21 protein-coding genes and 1 other annotated feature are annotated in these 23,502 nt (G+C 57.9%); of the genes, 11 read left to right on the top strand and 10 right to left on the bottom strand.

Going from position 1 to position 23,502, the window contains the following annotated elements:
* Positions 1–38: 38 nt before the first annotated feature.
* The 3 genes from ON16_RS07000 to miaB are packed head-to-tail and all read right to left on the bottom strand — an operon-like array spanning position 39 to position 2,601.
* Entirely contained in the window at positions 39–869 is an 831-nt protein-coding gene (locus tag ON16_RS07000; protein WP_040660638.1) for an MBL fold metallo-hydrolase, read from the bottom strand.
* A gap of 5 nt (positions 870–874) precedes the next feature.
* Positions 875–1,192 carry a DUF6897 domain-containing protein gene (locus ON16_RS15545; RefSeq protein ID WP_144032062.1) on the bottom strand — a complete coding sequence of 106 codons (318 nt, stop codon included), beginning with the start codon at positions 1,190–1,192 and terminating at the stop codon, positions 875–877.
* Positions 1,189–2,601, bottom strand: a complete 1,413-nt coding sequence (gene miaB / locus ON16_RS06990; RefSeq protein WP_040660633.1) for a tRNA (N6-isopentenyl adenosine(37)-C2)-methylthiotransferase MiaB — start codon at positions 2,599–2,601, stop codon at positions 1,189–1,191. Before miaB ends, ON16_RS15545 begins: the two co-directional genes overlap by 4 nt.
* A gap of 156 nt (positions 2,602–2,757) precedes the next feature.
* Here miaB and lspA point away from each other — a divergent pair, with 156 nt between their 5' ends.
* Together lspA and ON16_RS06980 are read left to right on the top strand one after the other, a co-directional pair.
* The gene (gene lspA / locus ON16_RS06985; RefSeq protein ID WP_243441786.1) at positions 2,758–3,252 is read left to right on the top strand and encodes a signal peptidase II; all 495 of its coding nucleotides are present in this window, start codon (positions 2,758–2,760) and stop codon (positions 3,250–3,252) included.
* On the top strand, positions 3,221–4,135 hold the full coding sequence (locus ON16_RS06980; RefSeq protein WP_040660630.1) for an RluA family pseudouridine synthase: 915 nt from the start codon (positions 3,221–3,223) through the stop codon (positions 4,133–4,135). Before lspA ends, ON16_RS06980 begins: the two co-directional genes overlap by 32 nt.
* 49 nt (positions 4,136–4,184) lie before the next feature.
* Here ON16_RS06980 and ON16_RS06975 read toward each other — a convergent pair whose 3' ends face one another.
* From ON16_RS06975 to ON16_RS06950, 7 genes are all read right to left on the bottom strand, one after another.
* Entirely contained in the window at positions 4,185–4,409 is a 225-nt protein-coding gene (locus ON16_RS06975; protein ID WP_040660628.1) for a helix-turn-helix domain-containing protein, read from the bottom strand.
* 238 nt (positions 4,410–4,647) lie between these two features.
* Positions 4,648–7,461, bottom strand: a complete 2,814-nt coding sequence (gene ileS / locus ON16_RS06970) for an isoleucine--tRNA ligase (RefSeq protein WP_040660627.1) — start codon at positions 7,459–7,461, stop codon at positions 4,648–4,650.
* Between the two features lie 208 nt (positions 7,462–7,669).
* Positions 7,670–7,923: a binding site (T-box leader), on the bottom strand.
* Between the two features lie 98 nt (positions 7,924–8,021).
* Entirely contained in the window at positions 8,022–8,189 is a 168-nt protein-coding gene (locus ON16_RS15910) for a hypothetical protein (RefSeq protein WP_162829297.1), read from the bottom strand.
* Positions 8,190–8,373: 184 nt separating this feature from the next.
* Positions 8,374–9,039, bottom strand: coding sequence for a peptidoglycan recognition protein family protein (locus tag ON16_RS06965; protein ID WP_040660625.1), 666 nt, complete (start codon positions 9,037–9,039; stop codon positions 8,374–8,376).
* 4 nt (positions 9,040–9,043) lie between these two features.
* Entirely contained in the window at positions 9,044–11,089 is a 2,046-nt protein-coding gene (locus tag ON16_RS06960) for an ABC transporter permease (protein WP_040660623.1), read from the bottom strand.
* Entirely contained in the window at positions 11,064–11,960 is an 897-nt protein-coding gene (locus ON16_RS06955; RefSeq protein ID WP_040660620.1) for an ABC transporter ATP-binding protein, read from the bottom strand. The genes ON16_RS06960 and ON16_RS06955 overlap by 26 nt, the downstream gene beginning before the upstream one ends.
* The gene (locus ON16_RS06950) at positions 11,957–12,319 is read right to left on the bottom strand and encodes a GntR family transcriptional regulator (protein WP_040660619.1); all 363 of its coding nucleotides are present in this window, start codon (positions 12,317–12,319) and stop codon (positions 11,957–11,959) included. Before ON16_RS06950 ends, ON16_RS06955 begins: the two co-directional genes overlap by 4 nt.
* Before the next feature lie 250 nt (positions 12,320–12,569).
* On the opposite strand from ON16_RS06950, the gene rpsO reads away from it, so the two are divergent.
* The 9 genes from rpsO to ON16_RS06905 all read left to right on the top strand — a co-directional run bounded on the left by rpsO (position 12,570) and on the right by ON16_RS06905 (position 23,454).
* On the top strand, positions 12,570–12,836 hold the full coding sequence (rpsO, locus tag ON16_RS06945; RefSeq protein WP_040660617.1) for a 30S ribosomal protein S15: 267 nt from the start codon (positions 12,570–12,572) through the stop codon (positions 12,834–12,836).
* A gap of 253 nt (positions 12,837–13,089) precedes the next feature.
* Positions 13,090–15,240: a polyribonucleotide nucleotidyltransferase gene (locus tag ON16_RS06940; RefSeq protein ID WP_051131593.1), complete on the top strand. Its 2,151-nt coding sequence runs from the start codon at positions 13,090–13,092 to the stop codon at positions 15,238–15,240.
* A gap of 104 nt (positions 15,241–15,344) precedes the next feature.
* Complete coding sequence (mnmE, locus tag ON16_RS06935; protein ID WP_040660615.1) at positions 15,345–16,751, top strand: tRNA uridine-5-carboxymethylaminomethyl(34) synthesis GTPase MnmE; 1,407 nt, start codon at positions 15,345–15,347, stop codon at positions 16,749–16,751.
* A gap of 111 nt (positions 16,752–16,862) precedes the next feature.
* Positions 16,863–17,435: a DUF1836 domain-containing protein gene (locus tag ON16_RS06930; RefSeq protein ID WP_040660613.1), complete on the top strand. Its 573-nt coding sequence runs from the start codon at positions 16,863–16,865 to the stop codon at positions 17,433–17,435.
* Complete coding sequence (locus ON16_RS06925) at positions 17,435–18,307, top strand: DegV family protein (RefSeq protein WP_040660610.1); 873 nt, start codon at positions 17,435–17,437, stop codon at positions 18,305–18,307. The genes ON16_RS06930 and ON16_RS06925 overlap by 1 nt, the downstream gene beginning before the upstream one ends.
* A 193-nt stretch (positions 18,308–18,500) precedes the next feature.
* Positions 18,501–19,460 (top strand): 50S ribosomal protein L11 methyltransferase, encoded by a 960-nt coding sequence (gene prmA / locus ON16_RS06920; protein ID WP_040660608.1) that lies wholly within the window; start codon positions 18,501–18,503, stop codon positions 19,458–19,460.
* A 9-nt stretch (positions 19,461–19,469) separates the two neighbouring features.
* A complete protein-coding gene (locus tag ON16_RS06915) occupies positions 19,470–20,459 on the top strand; it encodes a bile acid:sodium symporter family protein (RefSeq protein WP_051131592.1) in 990 nt (329 codons plus the stop codon).
* Between the two features lie 284 nt (positions 20,460–20,743).
* On the top strand, positions 20,744–21,604 hold the full coding sequence (locus ON16_RS06910) for a ParB/RepB/Spo0J family partition protein (protein ID WP_040660605.1): 861 nt from the start codon (positions 20,744–20,746) through the stop codon (positions 21,602–21,604).
* 47 nt (positions 21,605–21,651) lie between these two features.
* On the top strand, positions 21,652–23,454 hold the full coding sequence (locus ON16_RS06905; protein ID WP_040660604.1) for a VanW family protein: 1,803 nt from the start codon (positions 21,652–21,654) through the stop codon (positions 23,452–23,454).
* Positions 23,455–23,502 lie beyond the last annotated feature (48 nt).

Raw genomic sequence — 23,502 nt, 5'->3', positions numbered from 1 at the left:
AATTCCAAAATGTTCAAACCCTTGCGGCTTCCGCCGTCTCAGATTTCCACCACCGCGCCGCCGGTCATAGCCTGCAGCCGCTCGCCCATCTGAGCTTTTAAAATGGCAAACGCGTCCGGGCCGGTGCAGTGGCCGGTGTAATAAACCGTCCCCTCCCGCGCCAGCAGCTCCCGGCCCACGGCCTCCACCAGTTCCCGCGGCTCCGTCTCTCCGGTGCCGGGATTGTGGAGATGGAATCCGGCGAACACCGCGTCTGGCGCGCGGCCCAAAAGCTCCTCTGCCCGGCGCAGAATGTTCACGATGCCCCGATGGGAGCAGCCCGCCAGCAAAACGGCTTTTTCCCCTTCTGTCACCAGCAGATTCTGCTCGTGGCGGAATTCGTCCATAGGATAGTCCTCGCCCTGCTTTTCCCGCAGCTTGTCGTTGGCATGGGAGCGGTAGTCCGTCGTTTTCACGTCGGAAAAAAGCCGCAGCTCCTGATCAATGAAAAGCTCGTCTCCGGTCAGAATCAGCCGGTCTTCGTAGGTCTTCACATCGTCCGGAACGCCGATAAATTCCGGCGCTTTTCCGGCGGCCACGGCATAGTACGGTTTCAGGGCCAGCCGGCTGAGATAGACCTTTGCCGTTTTGTTGCAGTCGAGAAACGCGGCAAGGCCGCCGGAGTGGTCATAGTGCCCGTGGGACAGCACCGCCGTATCCACGGCGGAAAGGTCCACGTCCAGCGCCTTCGCGTTTTCCACGATGGCGGGGCTTGGCCCCATGTCAAACAGGATTTTGTGGTTCTTCGTCTCAAGGTACTGGCTCAAACCGTGGGCATGGGCCACGTCGGCGCGGCAGGAGGTGTTTTCCAGCAAAGTCGTGATTTTCATGGCGGTCAGCTCCTCTCATTATCCTTGTCCGCACAGGAGATGCGAACGATATAATCCAGATTCAGCGTATTCTTTACTTTTCCGTTATCCACGGTCAACCAGCCGTCGTCGATGCTCACGATCTTTCCCCTGACGTTGGAGTCGTTGATGGTGATTACCGTGCAGATTTTGCCCAAATATTGTTCCGGGTGCAGCATAAGCGCCGTTCCTCCTCCGCGTTTTCGATTAAAGTGCCGCCGAACCGCCGCCCTGCGTCGTCTTCCCTGCTGAAGCAGGATCATAATCAACGGCAGGAAACAGCAGATGTAAAGGGCGGGATTCATTCCGCCTCTCCGCACAGCGCCCAAGTATTACTGTCGGTAATTTTCACATCCGCAAACTGCCCGATCAATGCCTTGTCCCCCTTCAATCGAACCAGACGGTTTCCCTCTGTACGGGCGGAAAGCGGGTGGTCCGCGTCGTCACTCAATCCATCCACCAGCACCCGGAGCGTTTTCCCGACATAGGCGGCGTGAGCCGCCGCGGAATGGGCATTTTGCACCTCCAGCAGCTTGTCGAACCACTTCTGCTTCTCGGACCGGGGCACCGGGTCGGGCAGCTCCGCCGCCTTGGTCCCGGGACGGGGGCTGTAAATAAACGTAAACAGCGCGTCAAATCCCACCTCTTCCACAAGGGACACGGTATCCATGGCCTCGGCCTCCGTCTCGCCGGGAAAGCCGATAATTACGTCGCTGGTCAGCACCAAATCGGGCATTTTCGCCTTGGCATAGTTGATCTCCTCCAAATACTGCCCGCGGGTGTAGCGGCGGTTCATCTCCTTCAGCACCCGGTCGTTTCCGGACTGGAAGGGCAGGTGCAGCTGCTTTGCCACATGCTTGCAGCGGGCCATGGTGTCAAACAGCTTGTGCGTTGCGTCCTTGGGATGGCTGGACATGAAGCGGATCAGGTAATCCCCCGGAATCTGGTCAATGTCGCTGAGCAAATCGGCAAAATCATATTCCCCGCCCAAATCGCTGCCATAGGAATTCACGTTTTGGCCCAACAGGGTGATGTCCTTATACCCGGCTTCCACCAGCTCCCGCACCTCTGCCAGCACCGCGTCCTTGTCCCGGCTCCGCTCCCGGCCCCGGACATAGGGAACAATGCAGTAGGAACAGAAGTTGTTGCACCCGTACATGATGGATACCCATGCCTTCACGCCCGCCTCCCGCACGGTGGGAATGCCCTCGGCAATCGTCCCGGCCTCGTCCGCCACGGAGAAGACCCGCTTGCGGGTATCGTACACCTGCCACAAAAGCTCCGGGAATTTCCAAAGCGCGTGGGGGCCGAAGACCAAATCCACATGGCGGTAGGATTCCTTCACCCGGCTGGACACCCGCTCCTCTTGCGCCATACAGCCGCAAAGGCAGATCACCTGCTCCGGATTCTCTTTTTTTGTGTGGGTCAGCGCGCCCAAATTTCCAAAGACCCGCTGCTCCGCGTGCTCCCGCACGGCGCAGGTATTGAGGATGACCAGATCGGCCTCCTTCACGTCCTGCGTGAAAGAAAAGCCGCACTCCTTCAGCATTCCCATGAGCCGCTCGCCGTCGGCCACATTCTGCTGGCACCCAAAGGTGTCCACGCAGGCGGCGGGGTGCGCCTGCCTTGCAGCAAACATGGCGCGAATCTGCTGTGTAAAATCCCGCTGGCGGGCAATGTCCGCCGGGGCAATGCAAACATCTTTGCGTTCCAAAAAACCATCCTCCAAATTTCGATACTATAACGCGAATATCATATCACCCAACCGGGAAATTGGCAAGGCGGAAGTTGCTTTTTCCACCGAATTGGGGTAGGATAAGGGGAAAATATTCGGAAGAAAAATTCGCGTGAAACACACATGGAGGTCTTTATGCTCTATCTGATTGTCGGCGTTGGATTGCTGGCCGCGGACCAGTGGGTAAAATACTGGGTGGTGACCCATCTGGAACTGGGCGGCTTTACACCGCTGATTCCCGGCTTTGTGGAGCTGTTCCGCGTCCACAATTACGGCGCGGCTTGGTCCAGCTTTTCCGGAATGCGCTGGCTGCTGCTGGCGCTCACCAGCGCGATTGTTGTGGCGGTGGCTTGGGCGGTGTGGAAAAAATTTGTACGCCATCCGCTGGGATTGGCCGCCGCCACGCTCATCATCTCCGGCGGTCTTGGCAACATCATTGACCGTCTGCGGCTGGGCTACGTGGTGGACATGTTTAATTTTCAATTCATGAACTACCCCGTGTTCAACGTGGCGGACATCTGCATTGTGTCCGGAGCCATTCTGGGCGCTATTTACTACCTGTGGTTTTACGAAAAGTACGACAAGAGGGAAAACGGCCATGGAAACGCTGACATTTCTGGTAAATCCTGAAGACGCCGGGCGGCTGGACGCGTTTCTTGCCGCGCAGGCGGAAGACCTGACCCGCTCGGGAGCCGCGCGGCTCATTGAAGAGGGCCGGGTGCTGGTAGATGGAAAACGCCCCGCAAAAAGCCTGCGGCTGGGCGGCGGCGAGACGGTCACTGTGGAGCTGCCCGACCCCGAGCCACTGGACGTACAGCCGGAGGATATTCCGCTGGACATCGTGTACGAGGACGGGGATGTGATCGTGGTGAACAAGCCCAAGGGGCTGGTGGTTCATCCCGCTCCCGGCCATCCAAACGGTACGCTGGTCAACGCCCTGCTTTACCACTGCGGCGCTTCTCTCTCCGGGATTGGGGGCGTTTTGCGCCCCGGCATTGTTCACCGCATTGACCGGAACACCTCCGGCCTTATCATCGCGGCGAAAAACGACCTTGCCCACCAAAAGCTTGCCGCCCAGCTGGCGGATCATACGCTGGCCCGAACCTACGAGTGCATCGTGGTGGGAAATCTCAGGGAGGACTCCGGCACGGTGGACGCCCCGATCGGCCGCTGTCCGGCAGACCGAAAAAAACAGGCCGTGGTGGCGGACGGGCGCAGAGCCGTCACCCACTGGGAGGTCATCGCCCGCTACCCGGGCTTCACCCATGTCCGCTGCCGATTGGAGACCGGGCGAACCCATCAGATCCGCGTCCACATGGCTTATATCGGTCATCCCATTCTGGGGGACACGGTGTACGGCGCGAAAAAGCCGGTTCCCGGCTTGCAGGGGCAGTGTCTCCACGCGGTGGGACTGCAATTTCTCCATCCCCGGACGGGAGAAGCGGTCACGCTCTCCTGCCCTCTGCCGGAGGAGTTTCAGACGCAGCTGCGCAAGCTGGACGCAAAAAAATAATTGGCAGCGCCCTGTGGGCGCTGCCTTTTTTGCACGGCGCATCCGTCGCTCACTTTTTGCTGCGAAAAAGGGGGTCGTTGGTTCTCCCCGTCAAATAATCCAGACTCACCTCATAAAATGCAGCCAAACGAATTGCCAAATGCAGTGGGATTTCCCTCTTTCCGGTTTCATAGTTGCTGTATACCCGCTGATCAATCTGCAAAACGGCGGCAACCTCTTTTTGCACAAGGTCGCGGTCTTCCCGTAATTCTCGCAATCTTGGATAATCATACATGGCTTCCACCCCCATGTATGATTTTATTTGCTGTGAAAACACAAAGGTTGATATTACTATCATTTAATAGTAATATGTTGTTGAGGTGAGTTTATGCGCGGCGATCAATTTGAAAAGGTCTTTGGCGAATTTTTGGAAAGTGAAGCGTATGAGGAGGCGGAGGGCGCACTGTTTGACTTTGCCCGCAGTCCCGAAACATAAAGACCGGCCCCGGAGAAATCTCCGGGGCCGGTTTGCATTAAAACTGGGGCAGCTTGGATACCACGCTGGCGCAGCGGGGGCAGAGCGTGGGGTGATTGGGGTCCTCGCCCACCTTGGGAGAGTGCATCCAGCACCGCTCGCACTTTTGTCCGTTGGCCTCGGAAACTTCCACAGTCAGGCCCGGGAAATTGCTCCCCTTGCCCACGGTGGAGTCCGCCGCGGGATCGGCGGTGGTGATGTTGCAGTCGGATACAATGAACACATCCGCAAGGCTCACGCCGATGGTGGAAAGCAGCGCCTGCGCCGCCGCGTCGTCGTCGGCATGGAGGGAAACGTGGGCCTCCAGCGCCTTGCCGATCTTTTTCTCGGACCGCGCGGTTTCCAGAACCGCGTTCACATCATCCCGCAGCTTGATAATGGTATCCCACTTCTCCATGCCCTTGTCGTCCAGCGCGTAGTCCGTGAAGGGCTGATTCATCTGGTTAAGCAGCACGTTGCGGCCGTCGTCTCCGGCGCGGTGCGGCATGGCCTGCCAAATCTCGTCGCAGGTGAAGGCCAGAACGGGGGCCATCAGCTTTGTCATGGTGTCCAGAATCAGGAACAGCGCGGTCTGGGCGCTGCGGCGGCGCTTGCCGTCCGCCTCCTCGCAGTACAGCCGGTCCTTGATGATATCCAGATAGAAGTTGCTCAGCTCCACCACGCAATAGTCGTTGACCGCGTGGGTCACGCCAAGGAATTCATACTCGTCATAAGCCTTCAGGCATTTCTCCGTCAGGGCGTTAAGCCGGGTGACGGCCCAGCGGTCCAGCTCTTCCATCTCGTCGGCGGAAACCAGATCGTCGGGATTGAATCCGTCCAGATTGCCAAGGCAGTACCGGGCAGTGTTGCGGAACTTCAGGTAGTTCTGGGAGAGCTGCTTAAAAATCTCATCGGAGCAGCGCACGTCCACATGATAGTCCGCGGAGGCCGCCCAAAGGCGAAGCAGGTCCGCGCCGTATTTATTGAAAATCTCAGCGGGGTCCATGCCGTTACCCAGAGACTTGTGCATGGCCTTGCCCTCGCCGTCCACGGTCCAGCCGTGAGTGACGCATTCCTTAAACGGCGCGCCCCGTCCCAGAGCGCCCACGCCCACCAGCAGAGAGGACTGGAACCAACCGCGATACTGATCCAGACCCTCCAGATACATGGTGGCGGGCCAGAACTTCTGGTCGCGCTGCATGGAGGCAAAGTGGGTGGAACCGGAGTCAAACCAGCCGTCCAGCGTATCCTCGTCCTTGGTAAAGCCCTCGGACGCGTCGCAGTGAGGGCACTTGAACCCGTTGGGCAGCAGCTCCTCCGCCTCCTTGGCAAACCAGGCGTTGGACCCCTCCTTCTCAAAGATAGAGGCGATGGACTCAATGGATTCCTCGGTTACAACGGGCTTGCCGCAGTGTTTGCAGTACACCACGGGGATGGGCAGGCCCCACTTTCTCTGGCGGGAGATGCACCAGTCGGTGCGCTCACGGACCATGGACTTGATGCGGTCCAGACCCCACTCGGGAACCCAGCGGACGTCCTCGCAGGCGGCGCAGGCCTCGTCCTTGAAGGAGTCCACAGAGCAGAACCACTGGGGCGTGGCACGGAAGATGATGGGGCCCTTGCAGCGCCAGCAATGGGGATAGCTGTGGACGATGTCCTCAGCGGCAAAGAGGCTGCCCGCCTCCTTCATGTCGTTCAAAATGATCGGGTTGGACTCCTCGGTCTTCATACCGGCATATTTTCCGGCATAGTCGGTGTGGCGGCCCTGATCGTCTACGGGCACCACCATATCCATGCCGTACCGGCGGCAGGTCTGATAGTCGTCCGCGCCGAAGCCGGGGGCGGTGTGGACGCAGCCGGTGCCGGAATCCATGGTGACATAGTCCGCCAGCAGCAACCGGGAGGTCTTGTCAAGGAAGGGATGCTGGGCCAGCATGTTTTCAAAGAAAGAGCCGGGGTGCGTCTCCACGATCTCAAAGGAATCGAACCCGCCGATCTTCATAACCTTTTCAGTCAACGCCTCGGCCATGATATAGGTCTCGCCGTTGGGCGCCTTCACCAGCGCATAGCTCTCCTCGGGGTGCAGGGCGATGCCAAGGTTGCCCGGCAGGGTCCAGATGGTGGTGGTCCAAATCACGAAAAAGAGCTTGCTGCGGTCAAAATTGGCCAGCTTGCCGCAGTCGTCCTTCATGGGGAACTTCACATAAACGGTGGTGCAGGGATCGTCCTTATACTCGATCTCCGCCTCGGCCAGCGCGGTTTCGTCCCGTGGGCACCAATACACGGGCTTGAGGCCCTTGTAGATATAGCCCTTCTGATACATCTGGCCGAAAACACGGACTTCGTCCGCTTCAAACGAGGGGTCCATGGTCTTATAGGGATGCTCCCAGTCGCCCACCACGCCCATGCGCTTAAAGCCGTCCCGCTGTACGTCCACATAATGGTCGGCAAACTCGTGGCAGGCCGTGCGGAACTCCGGCACGCTCATGGCTTTGCGGTCCAGCTTGTTCTGCTTGATGATGGCGGATTCGATGGGCATTCCGTGGTTATCCCAGCCGGGGATATAGGGGGTGTAATAGCCCCGCATGGCATAGGACCGGGTGATGAAATCCTTCAGGGCCTTGTTCAGCGCATGACCCATATGAAGGTTACCGTTGGAGAACGGAGGGCCATCGTGCAGGTTGAAGAGGGGCTTGCCCTCGTTCTTTTTCAAAAGCTCGTTATAAAGATCCTGCTCTTCCCAACGCTTGAGCATCTCCGGCTCCCGCTTGGGCAGGCCCGCCCGCATGGGAAAGTCGGTTTTCGGCAGATTAATGGTCTTGTTGTAATCCATCTCAGTTCCTCCTATATGATAAATATTTGTTGATCGTATGGTTTCACAGAATTTCGGTACAGCCGAAAAAATTGAAATCAGTTTGACCGCGGCATATACATGGTCAAAATTCCGCGACGCAAGCGCCCGGGACACGTTCACCAGTCCTCAGACTGGTGTCTTCTTTTTGGAGAAATGGCATTTCTCCAAAAAGAAAGCACCCTGTCTCCAAAGAGACAGGGTGCGAAAAAACACTCTGCGGTACCACTCTCGTTGCCTTCCCCTCGCAGGAAAAGCCACTCACAGCCTGCATCCACAGGCCGACCCGGTAACGAAGGTCAATCGTCCACGCTTACTCGCGTCGTCTTTCAGCAGGAGGCTCCAAGGTGATTTTCAAACCCCTTCGCTGACTGCCCTTCCACCAAAACGGGCCGCTCTCTGTGCAGGGGGTGGGGTCTTACTCGTCCTTTTCCACGCCGGATATTCTATTGTACATTATACTATACCCGGTTTTCTCAATTTGTCAAGATGAATTTTCATGGTTCGTGAAAGGGACATGGAGCATACAGCGGCGCTGCCGCTTACTGATACCGGTAGTGCTGTCCCGTGTATTCATCCACGCAGGACAAAAACATCTCCCGGCTGCGAAATTCAATAGGCCGGAAGCCCTCCGCCTCGTGGAAGGAGACGATGCGGTTCACGGTATCTACCCAAACCCGCCAAAGCATAACATTTCTTGTGGTTTCCATAGGAGAACTCCCTTCTTTTCATTTAGAACCCGCATTCGCAGACAAAGCAATTTTGTCGCCCAACCAGCCGTCTGCGTTTAAAAATACAGGTTTCTACACATACACACAATTCTCTCCGGCGGAATCCCTCTCCGCCGCATTCATTTTATTAGACGCTTTTTATACAGGAAAAGTTTCAGCTCTCTCAACTTTTTTCGTTCGCCCGCGCCTCTTTCAAGGCCGCTATGGCGTTGTTCACATCTTCCAGAAATTGCTGCCACGCATCCTCATTCTCCACATAATACTTCGGGCAGTCCTTGCCGGACACATCGTAGTGCCGAATCACATCGGCGGTCGTCAGGTCAAACGTGTCGCACAGCCACGCCGTCAACTCCACCAACCGGTCATAAGTCACGGGGGAAAACATCCCCGTGTCGTCCGGGTGGCAGACCTCGATGGAAAGGGTGTCCTCGTTGCGCTGGTTGGACGCATAGGCCCACTCCGTCATGGGGATGCACTGGATCACCTCACCCTCCAGCCCCACAATAAAGTGAGCGCTGGCGTAGATGTCCTCCGTCCCGTCCTTCAGGCTTTCAAAATAGCTGCGGTTGGCTTCGGCGGAGGTTCCGGGGTTGCCCACGTAGTGGATCACCACGCCGCTGATCTTCTCCAGCTCCGTGCCGGGCCGGGACCACGGATTTTCCGTCAGCAGGTCCTCAGTTACATAGTCCGGCGCCTTCACATTTTTCCCCGGAACGCCGGGGTGCAGCAGCTGCCAAATCCCAAATCCTCCGGCGGAGATCGCAAAAACCGCCGCAAGACACAGCGCTACAAAACGCGGATTTATGCGCTTTTTTTCTCTGCGCGCCATGGACTCAGCCTCCCACCGCAGTATCGGCGGGAACCGGTTCGTCGGCTACGATCACCTGTGTGGGGCCGTCCGCCCCGCCGATAATGGCGACAGAAGTCCCGGAATCGGGGGTTTCGTATGCCCCGCCGATTCCCTCCTGTGCGGATTCGTAGGCACTCTTAGCCGGCATTGAGCCGTCGGATATGGCGTCATTCTCCTGATAAGTTACCAGCATATCGGTATCCACACCTGCCGCTTCCAGTGCCGCAATCAGATTCGTGTAGTTTTTGGAAAATTCCAAATAGAACGAATCGCTCTCATCCCTCCGGTGGGAATCCGGCGTGGTTTTCACCCGATAGTAGAACGTCAGACGGTTCGTATAGGTATTCTCGTACCAGCGAGCGGAGTCCATGGCGTCCATCCCCGCGTGACCCGCGTCAATGTCTGCCTCCAGCGCGTCCAGCAGAGTTTGGGCGGTATCGGCATCAAAACTCATGGTCTGGCCCCTCATGTCCGCCGTTTGATACAGCTGAATTTCCGCACTGGTCAGACGGTCCAGCCGGTTCAACATCTGATTCTCCAGATCGGCCCGCCGCACGGCGGCGTCGCTCGCCAGCAAAGCCAACTGGGTCAGAACCTCCTCGTTCGGCCCCTGCTTTTGATAGGTGAGGCTATAATATCGGGACAGTGTTTTCCCGTTTTTCAGCATGTAACGCAGCCGAACGGTAATGCTCTCCGTATCCTCATCCTGCCAGTTGTATTTCGGCTGCTGATCCGCCAAGCTCTGATGGATGGACAAAAAGCGCTGAATCATCTCCGGATCGGCGGTGCTGCCGTTGACCGAGCTGGCACTGTAAATTCCGAAATCCAGTGTTTCCACGTCCGCCGCCGCCGGGACGCGCTTCTCAATGCCCAGCAAATCCACAGAGAATCCGATACACAGCACAATCAGCGCCGCAGAGAGGATCACTCCGCCCTTCCAGCCTTTTTTCAAAATGCGGAAGGACTTTTGCAGCAGCATTTCCGCCCCAAAATAGCCCACAAGGCCCACCAGAATCATGCACACTGCTAGCGCGACGACGGAGTTTTCGCTACCGCCAAAGGAACTCCATAAGATGGCGTACATCAGCTGTCCGAAGCTCAGCGCGCAGCAAGCGCCCACGCCGTACCGGAAGATGGGCCGTGCCCAGCCGATGGCCACCACGTCGCCGGCAGTCTCGCTGCGGCGGCGTTGGTACACCAGAAGCGCACACACAGCCAGCACCACACCCGCCAGCGCGTAAACACTCACCACGCCCAGACTCCGCTGGATTTCCTCCGACACAATCCCCGTCCGGTATCCCTGCGCGTCGCGTGCCCAGATATCCCCCAGCTGGCTCGCCAACTTGTAGGCCGGTGTCAACCATGTGACGGCGGCAGATTCGTTCATTCCGTTCCAGCCGTAGATAAACATTTCGCAGAGCATACTAATCAGCTCTCTCACGCCCAAGACCAGTACATTAAAGATTCCGTAAAACGCAGGGATGGCCAAAAGCTGCCCGGCGAACATGGCGCAAAAGACGGCAAAGCTGTAAAAGAACAGCATCTGCCCCGTGGTAGACAGGAACCACACGCCGATAATCCACACCTGCTGTACACCGGCAACAGCCCAGATGGCCGCAGTCAGCACTGCCGCCAGTGCGTGAACCATCAAAAACACGCCCACGCCCGTGAGATAGTGGGTGAGGAATAATCCCTCCCGCTTGACAGGCAGCGCGTGGGCATAGCTCACGGAACGCGCGGAAACCAGATAAGAAAACAGCGCCATGGCAAATAGTACGCCAAAAATTAGGGCAATGATCGTCCCGCCGCTTTCGGACATGGCCAGCACACCGCCCAGCGCGTCGAAGCACAGTTCCCCCTCCTCCATCCAGTGGCGGTTGTGACCAAACAGCTGCAAAAACTGCACTGCCGGCATGGCCAGCAGCCACACTGCCAAATACAGCATCCAAAGGGGCCAGAAGCGGCTCAGGTTGTTGCGAAACAGGGCGGGGCTGAACAGCCCCTTAGAGGACAATGTCTTTGACTGCATAGTCCGCGCCTCCCAACTCGTAAATAAAAATCTCCTCCAGCGTAAGCGGCACGGCATCCACCAGCAGGGGATGATACCGCGTCAACAGCTCCGTGGCCTTTTCGGCATTCATCCGCATAATGAGGGTATGGATGCGGCCCATCTTTGCCGCGTGAAGCACCGGAAGGTCTGCGGGAACCTCCGTCATCCCATCGGGGAACACCACCTGAAGCTTGACCATGTTATCCTGCAGCTGGGCCAAAGACCGCTCCAGAAGCACCTTGCCATGATCCAGAATTCCCACATGGTCGCAGACATCCTCCAGCTCCCGCAGGTTGTGGCTGGAAACCAGCACCGTGGTGCCACGCTCCGCCACATCGTCCAGCACCAAAGACCAGACCTGCCGCCGCATCACCGGGTCCAAGCCGTCCACCGGCTCATCCAGCAGCAGATAGTCCGGCATACAGCTCATGGTCAGCCAAAAGGCCGCCTGCTTCTGCATACCCTTGCTGAGGTGCCGAATGGGCTTTTTGGGGTCAATGGGAAACGCCGATTCTAATTTTTTATAGCGTTCCATGGAAAAAGTGGAATAAGTTCCCCGATAAAGCTTCATCATATCCTGTGTACTGGACTGCAAAAAGTAATACCAGTCGTCCGGGATAGAGCTGACCCGTGCCTTCAGCGCCGGGTTTTCCCAAATGGACTCCCCCTCGATGGTCACCGCGCCGCTGTCCACCTTATATACGCCGTTCAGACTCCGCAGCAGCGTGGACTTGCCCGCGCCGTTGGGTCCCACCAGTCCGTATACCGCACCCTTGGGCACCGTCAGCGTCACGCCGTCCAGCGCCGCAAAGCCATCAAACTTTTTCACCGCGTCCCGAATTTCGATCATGTCGCTTCCCTCTCTTTCAGCAGCGCCATCAGTTCCTCCTGCGTGACGCCCAATACCCGCAGCTCCCGGAGCAGCTCCCGTACCTTTTCTTCCAGCAGTCCCCGCCGGGCCGCGTCTGCGTCCCCCCGGTCGCTGGCAAAGCTCCCTTTGCCCGGCACGGAGTAAATATACCCCTCCGCCTCCAGATCGTTATAGGCCCTTTGAATGGTGTTCGGGTTGATGCTGAGCTGGGTAGCCAGCGCGCGCACCGACGGCAGTTTTTCTCCCGCCGCCAGCGCACCGGTGACGATCAGTTTTCGCAGTTCATCCTTAATCTGCTCATAGATGGGCCGCGAATCCCGATAATTCAGGCTGATCATCTCTCCACCTCCGTTTGTCCGCCAAAGGCGAACTGTATTATCCGTATTAGTACAGTTAGATTATCATGGCCCCTTAAAATTGTCAAGCGGATTTTTCTGGTCAGACCGCGAAAAACTCCTTTACAACCGGGTATCCTTATGATATAGTGACTAAGCACGCAAATATGCGGCGCCCCAGCGCTTCGTCCCGTGGCGACACCTGCCCGGCGCGCAGTCCTGTGGGTAATTTTTTTAAAAGGTGGATACAATTATGCTGCGCAAAGAAGAAAAGACCGCTATCATCGACGCAAACCGCACTCATGCAACGGACACCGGCTCTCCCGAGGTTCAGATCGCCATTCTGACTGAGCGGATCAACACCCTCACTCAGCACATGAAGGCCAACCCTCAGGACAAGCACTCCAACCGGGGTCTGATCATGATGGTCGGTAAGCGGCGGAACCTGCTGGACTACCTGCAGAAGAAGGACATCGAGCGCTATCGCGCCCTGATTGCCAAGCTGGGTATCCGTAAGTAAGATGAACCGTGGGCGGCGTGGGTTTTCCGCGCCGCCCCCTTTTCATAGATTTCGCGCCGCCAAAATGCCTTTAGCAGTTGAAAAAGCGTCTTCGCGTCCTCGTATGCTCCGTATCCCTCGCTTCGGCCTAAAGGTCAAAGCTCGCTCATTTCGCCGCTCGGCGTTTTTTTACGGGAGACGAAATACGAAGGCTTTTTTTCAAGTGCTAAATGGCTGGCATTGCGCGAAAAAATTAATTTTAAGGAGAAGCAACATGTCAACCATTATTACCAAGCGTCAATACCCCGGCTATCACAAGTATGAGATGGATCTGGCCGGCCGCCCCCTGACTCTGGAAGTGGGCAAGCTGGCAGAGCTGGCCAACGCCGCCGTCATGGTGGGCTACGGCGACACCCGAGTGCTGGTGTGCGCCACCGCCTCCGCCCGTCCCCGGGACGGGATCGACTTTTTCCCCCTGAGCGTGGACTTTGAGGAGAAGATGTACTCCGTGGGCCGCATCCCCGGCTCCTTCAACCGCCGCGAGGGTCGTCCCGGCGAAAAGGGCGTTCTTACCAGCCGCGTTATTGACCGGCCCATCCGCCCCCTGTTCCCCCACGACTTCCGCAACGACGTTTCCATCATGGCCACCGTCATGAGCATGGACCGGGACTGCTCCCCCGAGATCGCGGCTCTGATCGGCACCTCCGCGGCTCTGGCTATTTCCGACATTCCTTGGAACGGCCCCGTGGCCGCTCTGAAGGTGGGCCTTGTGGACGGCAAGCTGGTCTTCAACCCCAACAACGAGCAGGGCAAGGTCAGCGATCTGGACGTAACCGTGGTTTCCACCGGCGAGAAGGTCGTCATGATTGAAGCCGGCGCCAACGAGGTGGACAACGACACCATGTACGCCGCCATTAAGGCCGCCCACGAGGAAAACCAGAAGCAGATCGCCTTGATTAACCAGATGGTTTCTGAAATCGGCAAGGCCAAGTTTGAATATCCCCACGCTGATTTCAATCAGGAACTGTTCGACAAGATCGTTGCCGCCACTATGGACGACGCCAAGGCCGCCATGGACACCGACGACAAGAACGTTCGCGAGACTCGCTGGAACGCTCTGATCGAGAAGTGGCACGAGCTGTTCCTCGAAGAATATCCCACCATGGATCAGTATCTGGACGAGATCACCTATAAGTTCCAGAAGAAGATTGTCAAGGCATGGCTGCTGGAAGGCCACCGTGTGGACGGCCGGCAGAAGAACGAGATCCGTCCTCTGGGCGCGGAGGTTGGCCTTCTGCCCCGGGTTCACGGCTCCGGCCTGTTCACTCGCGGTCAAACGCAGGTGCTCTCCGCCTGCACGCTGGACACCCTCTCCGCCAACCAGAAGCTGGACACCATCTGGGAGGAGACGGAAAAGCGCTATATGCACCACTACAACTTCCCCGGCTACTCCGTCGGCGAAGCAAAGTCCGCCCGTAGCCCCGGCCGCCGCGAGATCGGCCACGGTGCGCTGGCTGAGCGCGCGCTGGTCCCCGTGCTGCCCTCTGTGGAGGACTTCCCCTATGCCATCCGTGTTGTTTCCGAGGTCGTTTCCTCCAACGGTTCCACCTCTCAGGGTTCCATCTGCGGCTCCACGCTGGCTCTGATGGACGCGGGCGTACCCATCAAGGCTCCCGTGGCAGGCATCTCCTGCGGCCTGATTCAGGACGACAACGGCGGCTTTACCACCTTTATCGACATTCAGGGCGTGGAGGATTTCCACGGCGAAATGGACTTCAAGGTGGCTGGCACCAAGAAGGGCATCACCGCCATTCAGATGGACCTGAAGAACGACGGACTGACCATGGAGATTATCCGCAACGCGCTGGACATCACCTTTGACGCCCGGTGCGAGATTCTCGATCAGGTGATGATTCCCTGTATTGCCGAGCCTCGCAAGGAAGTATCTCGTTACGCCCCCAAAATGATTACCATGCACATTGATCCCGACCGCATCCGTGAGGTCATCGGCAAGGGCGGCTCCGTCATCCAGAAGATCGTGGCCGACACCGGCGCGAAGGTGGACATCAATGACGACGGTTCCATCTTCATTGCCGCCGCCGACTCCACCGCCTGCGACGCCGCCAAGAAGTGCATCGACGATATCGTCTTCGTTCCCGAGGTTGGCAAGCTGTACTACGGCCGCGTGGTGCGGATGATGACCTTTGGTGTGTTCATCGAGATCGCTCCCGGCAAGGACGGCCTGTGCCACATCTCCAAGCTGGCTGACCACCGCATTGAAAAGGTGGAGGACGCCTGCAAGGTGGGCGACATGATGTGGGTCAAGTTTATGGAGATCGACGAGAAGGGCCGCTGGAACCTCTCTCACAAGGACGCCATGAAGGAAATCGAGGCCAAGAAGGCCAAGGGCGAGCCTATTCAGTAATCTTCCGATTTTGCCTGAAATGCGGGGGCGGGGTGAAAGCCCCGACCCCGCTGTTTTGCGCGATTTGACGCAGACCCGGCGAAAACCGCCGAAAGGAGCTTGTCATGGATACCATTGCCGCTATCGCTACCGGAAAAGTCCCCACCGCCATCGGCGTGATCCGCGTCTCCGGTCCGGGGACCGACGCGGTATTGAATCGGGTCTTTTGCCCGAAGTGCCGAAAAATTGTCTCCGAGCTGGAGCCGCGCAAGCTGTTTTTGGGCGACTTGCTGGATGCGCAGGGCCGCGTGCTGGACAGCGGCATGGCCGTCCGCTTTCCCGCCCCCGGCAGCTACACCGGAGAGGACAGCGCGGAGCTTCACTGCCACGGCTCCCCCGTGGCCATGGGGGAAATTCTCTCCGCCCTCTTTGCCGCCGGAGCGCGGCAGGCGCGGGCCGGGGAATTCACAAAGCGGGCGTTTTTAAATGGCAAACTGGATTTAACACAGGCGGAGGCCGTGATCGACCTGATTGACGCGGAGACGCCCGCCGCCGCCCGAAATGCCGCCGCCCAGCTGGACGGGGCGCTGGGCCGGGCGCTGTCCGGCGTATATGATGCGCTGACGGCTATGGCCTCTCAGTTTTACGCAGTGGTAGACTATCCGGACGAGGACATTGAGGATTTGGAGCTGGACGAGATCAAATCCTCCCTCCGCCAATCGGATGAGGTTCTCACCCGCCTGCTTGCCACCTGCGGTCGGGGCCGGCTTTTAAAGTCCGGCGTCCGCACCGCCATCGTGGGCCGGCCCAACGCCGGAAAGTCCTCCCTTCTGAACGCGCTGGCGGGCTTTGACCGGTGCCTTGTCACCGATGTGCCCGGCACCACCCGGGACACGGTGGAAGAATCTGTTTTATGCGGCGGCGTGCTGCTGCGGCTGATCGACACCGCCGGAATCCGTGATACGGAGGACCGGGTGGAAAAGCTGGGCGTGGAGCGGTCCAAGGTCGCTTTGAAATCCGCCGATCTGGCGCTTGCGGTGGTGGACGGCACGGCGTTGGTGAACGCAGCCGCCGGTTTCGCCGTCTTTTCTCCGGAGGATTACACCGCGTTGGAGCTGGCCGCCGCCTGTCCCCATTGGATTTTGGTGGTTTCCAAGTCGGACTTGATGGGCGTGTCGGTTCCCATTCCGAAAATTCCCCCGGCGCTTGCGAATCCCCCTGCCGCATCGGTCTGTGTTTCCTCCGCCACCGGCGAGGGGCTGGACGTTTTAGAAAATGCGGTCGCGGCGCTGTTCCCCACGGATGCGGGGAATCCCGGCGAGCTTTTGACCGACCCCCGGCAGACGGACGCAGTCTCCCGGGCACGGGACGCTATCCGGCGGGGACTGAACGCGCTGGAATCCGGGCTGACCCCGGACGTGATTCTCACCGATACCGAGGAGGCCATGAACGCGCTGGGCGAATTGACGGGTCGCACGGCCCGCGAGGATATCGTCTCTGCCATCTTCTCCCGGTTTTGCGTGGGGAAATAAGGGAAAATTTGTCGTTTATATAATATCGGTTTCCGTAAAATCTGATTTACAAAACCAGATAATTGTGTTATTCTTGCTGTGAATCAAATTTACGCGGAAGGGAGACGCACAATGGAAGATCAAGCGGAATTACAGGAGCGGCTGCGTCAGCAGCGACCGGTGGACTGGGACCAGCTGCCGGACTTTTCCCTGTATATGGATCAGGTGCTGAATTACATGGATCGTCAAGTCCTGCGCTTTGACGGAGACGACGGGCTGACCGCCGCCATGGTGAACAATTATACAAAAGGCGGGCTTCTGCCCCGGGCTGACGGGAAAAAATACAGCCGGGAGCATCTGGCCTATTTAACGGTGATCTGCGTACTCAAGCAGGTACTCTCCACCAAGGACATGAAGCTGCTGCTGGATCAGGAGTTAAAGGACTCTGGCAGTGTGGAGGCCGGATATCAGACCTTTTGCCAAAGTCTGGACTCCTCGATGACGCTGACCGCCGACCAGATGGACCGGTATCAGGACCCGGAAAAGCTGGCGGACTCCGCCATCCATTTTGCCCTTTTGAGTTATGCCGCCGGGGCAGCCAGCCGCCGGTATGTAACGCTGCTGCGCGCCCAGAGAGGCGAAAGCGGCGAAAAACCGGCCCGTGAAAAACGGGCCAAGCAGAAAAAAGAGGAGGAGGCCATCTAATGCCGGACTTTGTGATTTTAACCGACAGCTGCTGCGACATGACCGACCAGATGGCGCAGGAGCTGGGACTGTGCGTTTTGCCGCTGATGTTCCATTTGAAGGAGCAGGATTACCGCAACTATCTGGACGGACGGGAGATCCCCTTCCATGCGTTTTACGAGCAGGTGCGCAGCGGGGAAACCGTCACCACCTCCGCCGTCAGCGTGGGGGACTTTGAGGTTGCCATGCGGACCATTCTGGAATCCGGAAAGGACATTTTATCCCTCAGCTTTTCCTCCGCCCTGTCCACCACCTATCAATCCTCTGTCATTGCGGCGGAAGATTTGAAGGGTGAGTTTCCCGACCGGAAGATTTTGACGGTTGATACCCTCTGCGCCTCTTTGGGACAGGGACTTTTGACATGGCTTTGCGCCCAGCAGAAAAAGCAGGGCAAAACACTGGAGGAAGTATACGACTTTGCCATGGAAACGCGGGGCCGCGTCTGCCATTGGTTCACGGTGGATGACCTGAACCACCTGAAGCGGGGCGGGCGGGTCAGCGCCGCCGCGGCGCTGTTTGGCACCATGCTGTCTGTAAAGCCTGTGCTTCATGTGGACGATGAGGGCCGTCTGATCCCCATCAGCAAGGTTCGGGGGCGGCGGGCATCTTTGCTGGCCGTGGTGGACGAGATGGAAAAGAGCGCGGTGGACCCTGGCAATCAAACCGTGTTTATCAGCCACGGCGACTGCGAGGCGGACGCTCAATTTGTGGCGGACGAGGTGCGCCGCCGGTTCGGCACGAAGGACATTTTCATCAACTATGTGGGGCCTGTGATCGGCAGCCATTCCGGCCCCGGTACCATTGCGCTGTTCTTCTTGGGAAAGAGCAGATAAACAGCTGAAAAAGTCCCGGAGCCGCCCTCCGCTTTTCGGAGGGCGCACGGGGCTTTTTTATCATTTGCGGATGAATTACCCCCGGCAATCCATTTCATCCGCCTTCGACAGGCCGCTCCAAACCGCCGGATACGCAGGCGGAGACGGCTCAGAATAGAAGAAACGCGACTTTAGAAAACGGAGGAGAATATCCATGGGTTGGATGGAAATACACATTCAGACGAACCACAGCGGGCTGGAGACGGTGGCGGCATTTCTCTCCGGGCTCGGCATCGACGATGTGGTGATCGACGACGAGACGGAGTTTCATGAATTTCTGGAGGAAAACCGGAAGAGCTGGGACTATGTGGACGAGGAACTTTTGAAAAAAGAGGCCGGTGCGTCCCGGATCACCTTTTATCTGGAGGAAAACGAGGCGGGCTTTGCCCGGCTGGGCGAGATCCGTGTGGCTCTGGCCGACTTTAAGCCCGCTCACCCGGATTGCGGCCCTCTGCTGATGACACTGGATAATTTGAAGGAGGAGGACTGGGCCTTCGGCTGGCAAAAATATTACAAGCCCATTGAGATCGGCAGCCGCCTGCTGGTGATTCCGGAATGGGAGAAGGACTCCACCGACTGCAAGGGCCGCGTGCCCCTGATCCTGGACCCGGGCCTTGCCTTTGGCACCGGAAGCCACGCCACCACGCAGCTGTGCCTTCAGGCACTGGAGCAGACGGTGAAGCCCGGCGACACCGTGCTGGATCTGGGCTGCGGAAGCGGCATTCTCTCCATCGCCGCGCTGAAGCTGGGCGCCGTTTCTGCCCAAGCGGTGGATATTGACGACAAGTGCTTGGATGTGGCCTATGAAAACGCCGCCCTTAACGCCATTGGCAAGGACCGGTACACCGTTCGTGTGGGAGACGTACTCCGTGACGGGCAGCTGCAAAAAGACCTTGGCGGAGACTATGACATTGTGGTGGCCAACATCGTGGCGGACGTGATTTTGGGCCTTGCGCCCATGGTGCGGCAGTTTTTAAAGCCCCGGGGGCTGTTCCTCTGCTCCGGTATCATCGACGACCGGGCCGTGGAGGTGGCGGACGGATTACGCCGCAGCGGCTGGGCAATTTTAGAGACTCGGCAGGAAAGCGGCTGGTTTGCCTACACCTGCCGCTGAGGAGCGGGTATGGAAAAACTGCAAAAGCTTGACCAATTTCTCTCAGATAAGATCATCTGGTTCACTCTCGTGTGTCTGGGGCTTGGCGTCTTTTTTTGCGAACCCCTCAGCTTTCTGGTTCCCATCACCCCCGCGCTCTTTGCGGTGATGACCTTTATCAACACGCTGGGCTGCAGCTTTCGCCAAATCGGCCATGTCATTACCCATCCCGTTCCGGTGCTGGTGATGCTGGCCCTGCTGCACATTGTGCTCCCGGCGCTGTGTCTGGGCCTTTGTACGCTTTTGTTCCCCAACCACCCTCTGTTTACCACCGGGCTGGTGCTGAACTTTGTACTGCCTACCGGCGTGGCGTCCTTGATGTGGGTGACCATTGGCCGGGGCGATCTGCCGCTGTGTCTGTCGGCCGTGCTGCTGGATACTCTGTTTGCCCCCGTGGTTGTCCCTCTCAGCATGAAAATTCTGGTGGGCTCTATGGTGGAGATGGATGCCGGTGGGATGATGATGGATCTTCTTTTCATGGTGGCACTCCCTGCCGCCCTCGCCCTGCTGTGCCACCATATCCGGGATGGCCGCGTTGCCGCGGCGTGGAAGCCCCGCCTATCCCCGCTGGCAAAGCTGGTGATGTTCTGCATCATCATTTCCAACTCCACGGGCGTGGCTCCGTTTTTGAAGGAGTTTAACCGGACGCTTTTGCTGGTAATCGTCGTGCTGGTTGGGCTGTGCGTGTTCGCGTATCTGCTGGGATGGTTTGTGGCCCACAAAGTCATGCATTTGGAATTCCCCTCCTGCCAGACCATGACCATCATCGTGGGTCTTCGGAACATCAGTGCCGGAGCAGTGCTTGCGGCCCAGTATTTCCCGGCGGACGTCCTGTTCCCCGTGGCCTTTTCTCCCATCTTTACTCAGATTATGCTGGCGTTCGTGGTGAAGCTCCTGCGCCGGACAAAAGCCGGACAGGCGGATCAGGCCGCATACGATGCGGAACATGGCGCCGCCTGAAATGGGACTCTTACGAAAACAACCGGAAACGAAAGGTTCGTTTCCGGTTGTTTTTTGATATTTCTGCCTTTCCGTAATCCGCAAAAACGGCGCAAACCTTTCAGCGGTCAAGCCTTCTCCGTGCCGCGTTGTCGTCTTTTTTCTGTTAAATCAGTTTCTTCCCTCCCCTTGCGCGCGCTATTTCTTTAGATTGCCATAGATTTTTATTCAGTTCGACGAAAAAAGCGTCCTTTTTTTACTACTCATCTGTAAAATATAGGAAATTGTGAAAAGGGGGCGTTTTTATGGAATTGGAACAGCGGGTCCTGATGCTGCCGGTGGAAAGCATTTCTCCCAATCCGTCTCAGCCGCGGCAGGGGTTTAATCCGGCAGGGCTGGAGGCGCTGGCCGCCTCCATTCGTGAGAACGGAATTTTGCAGCCTCTCACTGTGCGCCAGCAGGATGAAAACCACTGGGAACTGGTGGCCGGGGAACGCCGCCTTCGGGCGGCGAAGCTGGCGGGGCTCGCCGCCGTTCCCTGTCTTGAGTGGGCCGCCAACGATGCCGGAGCGGCCCTTTTGGCGCTGGTAGAGAATTTGCAGCGGGAAGATCTGCACTATTTCGAGGAGGCGGAAGCCATTGCGGCCTTTTTGGAAAAAACGGGCATGACGCAGGGCGCGGCGGCAAAAAAGCTGGGGCTCTCCCCCTCTACCCTTGCCAACAAGCTGCGCATTCTGCGGCTCACGCCTGTGTGCCGCAAGGTTCTGTCCGAGGGCGGGCTGACCGAGCGCCACGCCCGGGCATTGCTGCAGCTGGACAGCGAGGATGAGCGGCTCGCCGCCGCAAATCACGCCGCAGCGGCGGGACTGAACGTGGCCCAGACAGAGCAGTATGTCCAGCGGCGGATAGAGGCTCTGCGCCGTCCTCCCATGAAAGGGCGGCGTACATACATCATCAAGGACGTCCGGCTGTTTCTCAACAGCGTGGATCACGGGCTGCAGATGATTCAAAGCGCTGGGATTGACGCCAAAAGTCAGCGGGAGGAAACGGATGAGGCAATCATCCTTACCATTCGCATCCCCCGGGATGCCCATGTCAAGGCCCCGGCATTGTTACAGGATTGTAACGTCATTCCTCCGAAAACGTGCTATACTGATGTAAGTTAAGACTTTTCCGTCCCATTTTGGGGCGAATCACGTATAGGGAGGAATCCATGAATACAGTGGAAGTACAGGAGCAGCGGAAAAAACATTCCAAATTACCGGTTGTCCTTTTATGCGTGCTGGGTGCGCTGACGGCTGGGTACATGGGACTATGCGCCTACGCTGCAAACAGCGGCGCAATCTGGAGGGGCACCGAGGTTCTGGGACAGGACCTGAGCGGGCTGACCGTGACACAGGCTGCGCGAAAGCTGGACTCCACCCTTCCAAAGCTGAAGATTGGCGTCTATCTCTACGACGGCAGTCTGGAAGAAGCGCCGGAGCGGGCCGATACGCCGGACGCCAAAATTGCTCTGGCCGATCTGGGAATCACGGCGGACACCTCTGCGCTGGCGCAGAGCGCTTATCAAAAAAACCTGAAGGGCAATTTTCTAACCCTTGGTTGGCGGTACCTGACCAATCACGGCGTCTCTTGCAGCGCCGCCGGTCTGATCTCTTTAGATGCGGATAAAACCGCATCTGCGGCGCAGGCGGCAACGGATTCCCTCTCTTATCCCAAAGAAGACACCTCCTATGAAGTGGCGGATTCCGCTCTCATGGTTCACATGGCAAAAGACGGCAGGTCCATTGATTCGGAAATACTGGCAAAACATCTGGCGGCAGGCGAATGGGACACCGATCTTTCTCTGGACGTTCCCTATTCCACTGAGACGGCCCAAACCATGTCGGCGCAGGAAATCTACGATCAAGTATCCGGTGAAATGAAGAACGCGGGCTACGATCCTGAAACGCGCTCCATCATTCCCGAGCGGACCGGAGCGGAGTTTGACGTGGCTGTAGCCCAATCCACGATGGATTCCGCTGCCCCGGGGAGCACGGTGGAAATTTCGGCTGCGATTGAATACCCCGCCGTCACGGCGGAAGAACTGAAGCCCGTCCTGTTTCGGGATGAGCTGGGGTCCTATACCACCCACGTGGGCGGCAGCGCCGCCCGCATCAGCAACGTGAAGCTGTCCTCCGCCGCTGTCAACGGAACGGTTCTAAACTCCGGGGACATCTTTGACTATAACGAGGTGGTGGGTCAGCGGACCTCCGCCCGGGGCTATCAGGCCGCGCCCGCCTATGTGCAGGGTGAAACGGTGGACGAGATCGGCGGCGGCGTGTGTCAGCCCTCTTCCACGCTGTATCTGGCCACGCTGAAATCCAATCTGGAAATTGTGGAGCGGTATGCCCACCGCTATGTTCCGGCATACATTCCCAAGGGGATGGATGCCACCGTCAGCTGGGGCGGCCCGAATTACCGCTTTCGCAACAACACGAATTACCCCATTAAGATTCAGGCGGTGCTGTCCAAAGGATATCTCACCATGACGCTGTACGGAACCAAGACTGACGACGTCACCGTGAAAATGACCAACAAGGTTCTCTCCACCACCGAGTATGAAACCATTTACGAAGACGACCCTACGCTTCCGGCCGGGACGCAGACGGTGAAAACCACACCCTACACAGGTTATAAGGTGGAAACCTATCGCAACCTTTATGACGGCAATGGAAAGCTGATCTCCAGCAGCTATGAAGCCGGCAGCGACTACAAGGTTCGCAACAAAATCATTGTAAAAGGTCCCGCTCTGCCCAGCGTGCCCACCGGAGGAACCTCCTCTGAGCCTGTTCCACCGGAAACAGCGCCGGGAACGCCCCCCGGAACAACGCCGGGAACCTCTCCTGAAACCGGCGGAGTCCCCAGCACCACGCCGGTGATCCCGGAGGAGACAACCACCGCACCTTCCAGCGGGGAAACACAGCAGCCTGAAATTGATCCTAACGCAGTGATTTCCCCACTGCCTGCTGCATAATTGAAGACAAATAGGAATCCCCGGACGGTTTTAATACAATTTGTATTA

Source organism: Oscillibacter ruminantium GH1 (assembly GCF_000307265.1).
GTDB classification, from domain to species: Bacteria; Bacillota; Clostridia; order Oscillospirales; family Oscillospiraceae; genus Oscillibacter; species Oscillibacter ruminantium.
This window is presented reverse-complemented; position numbering and strand designations above follow the sequence as displayed.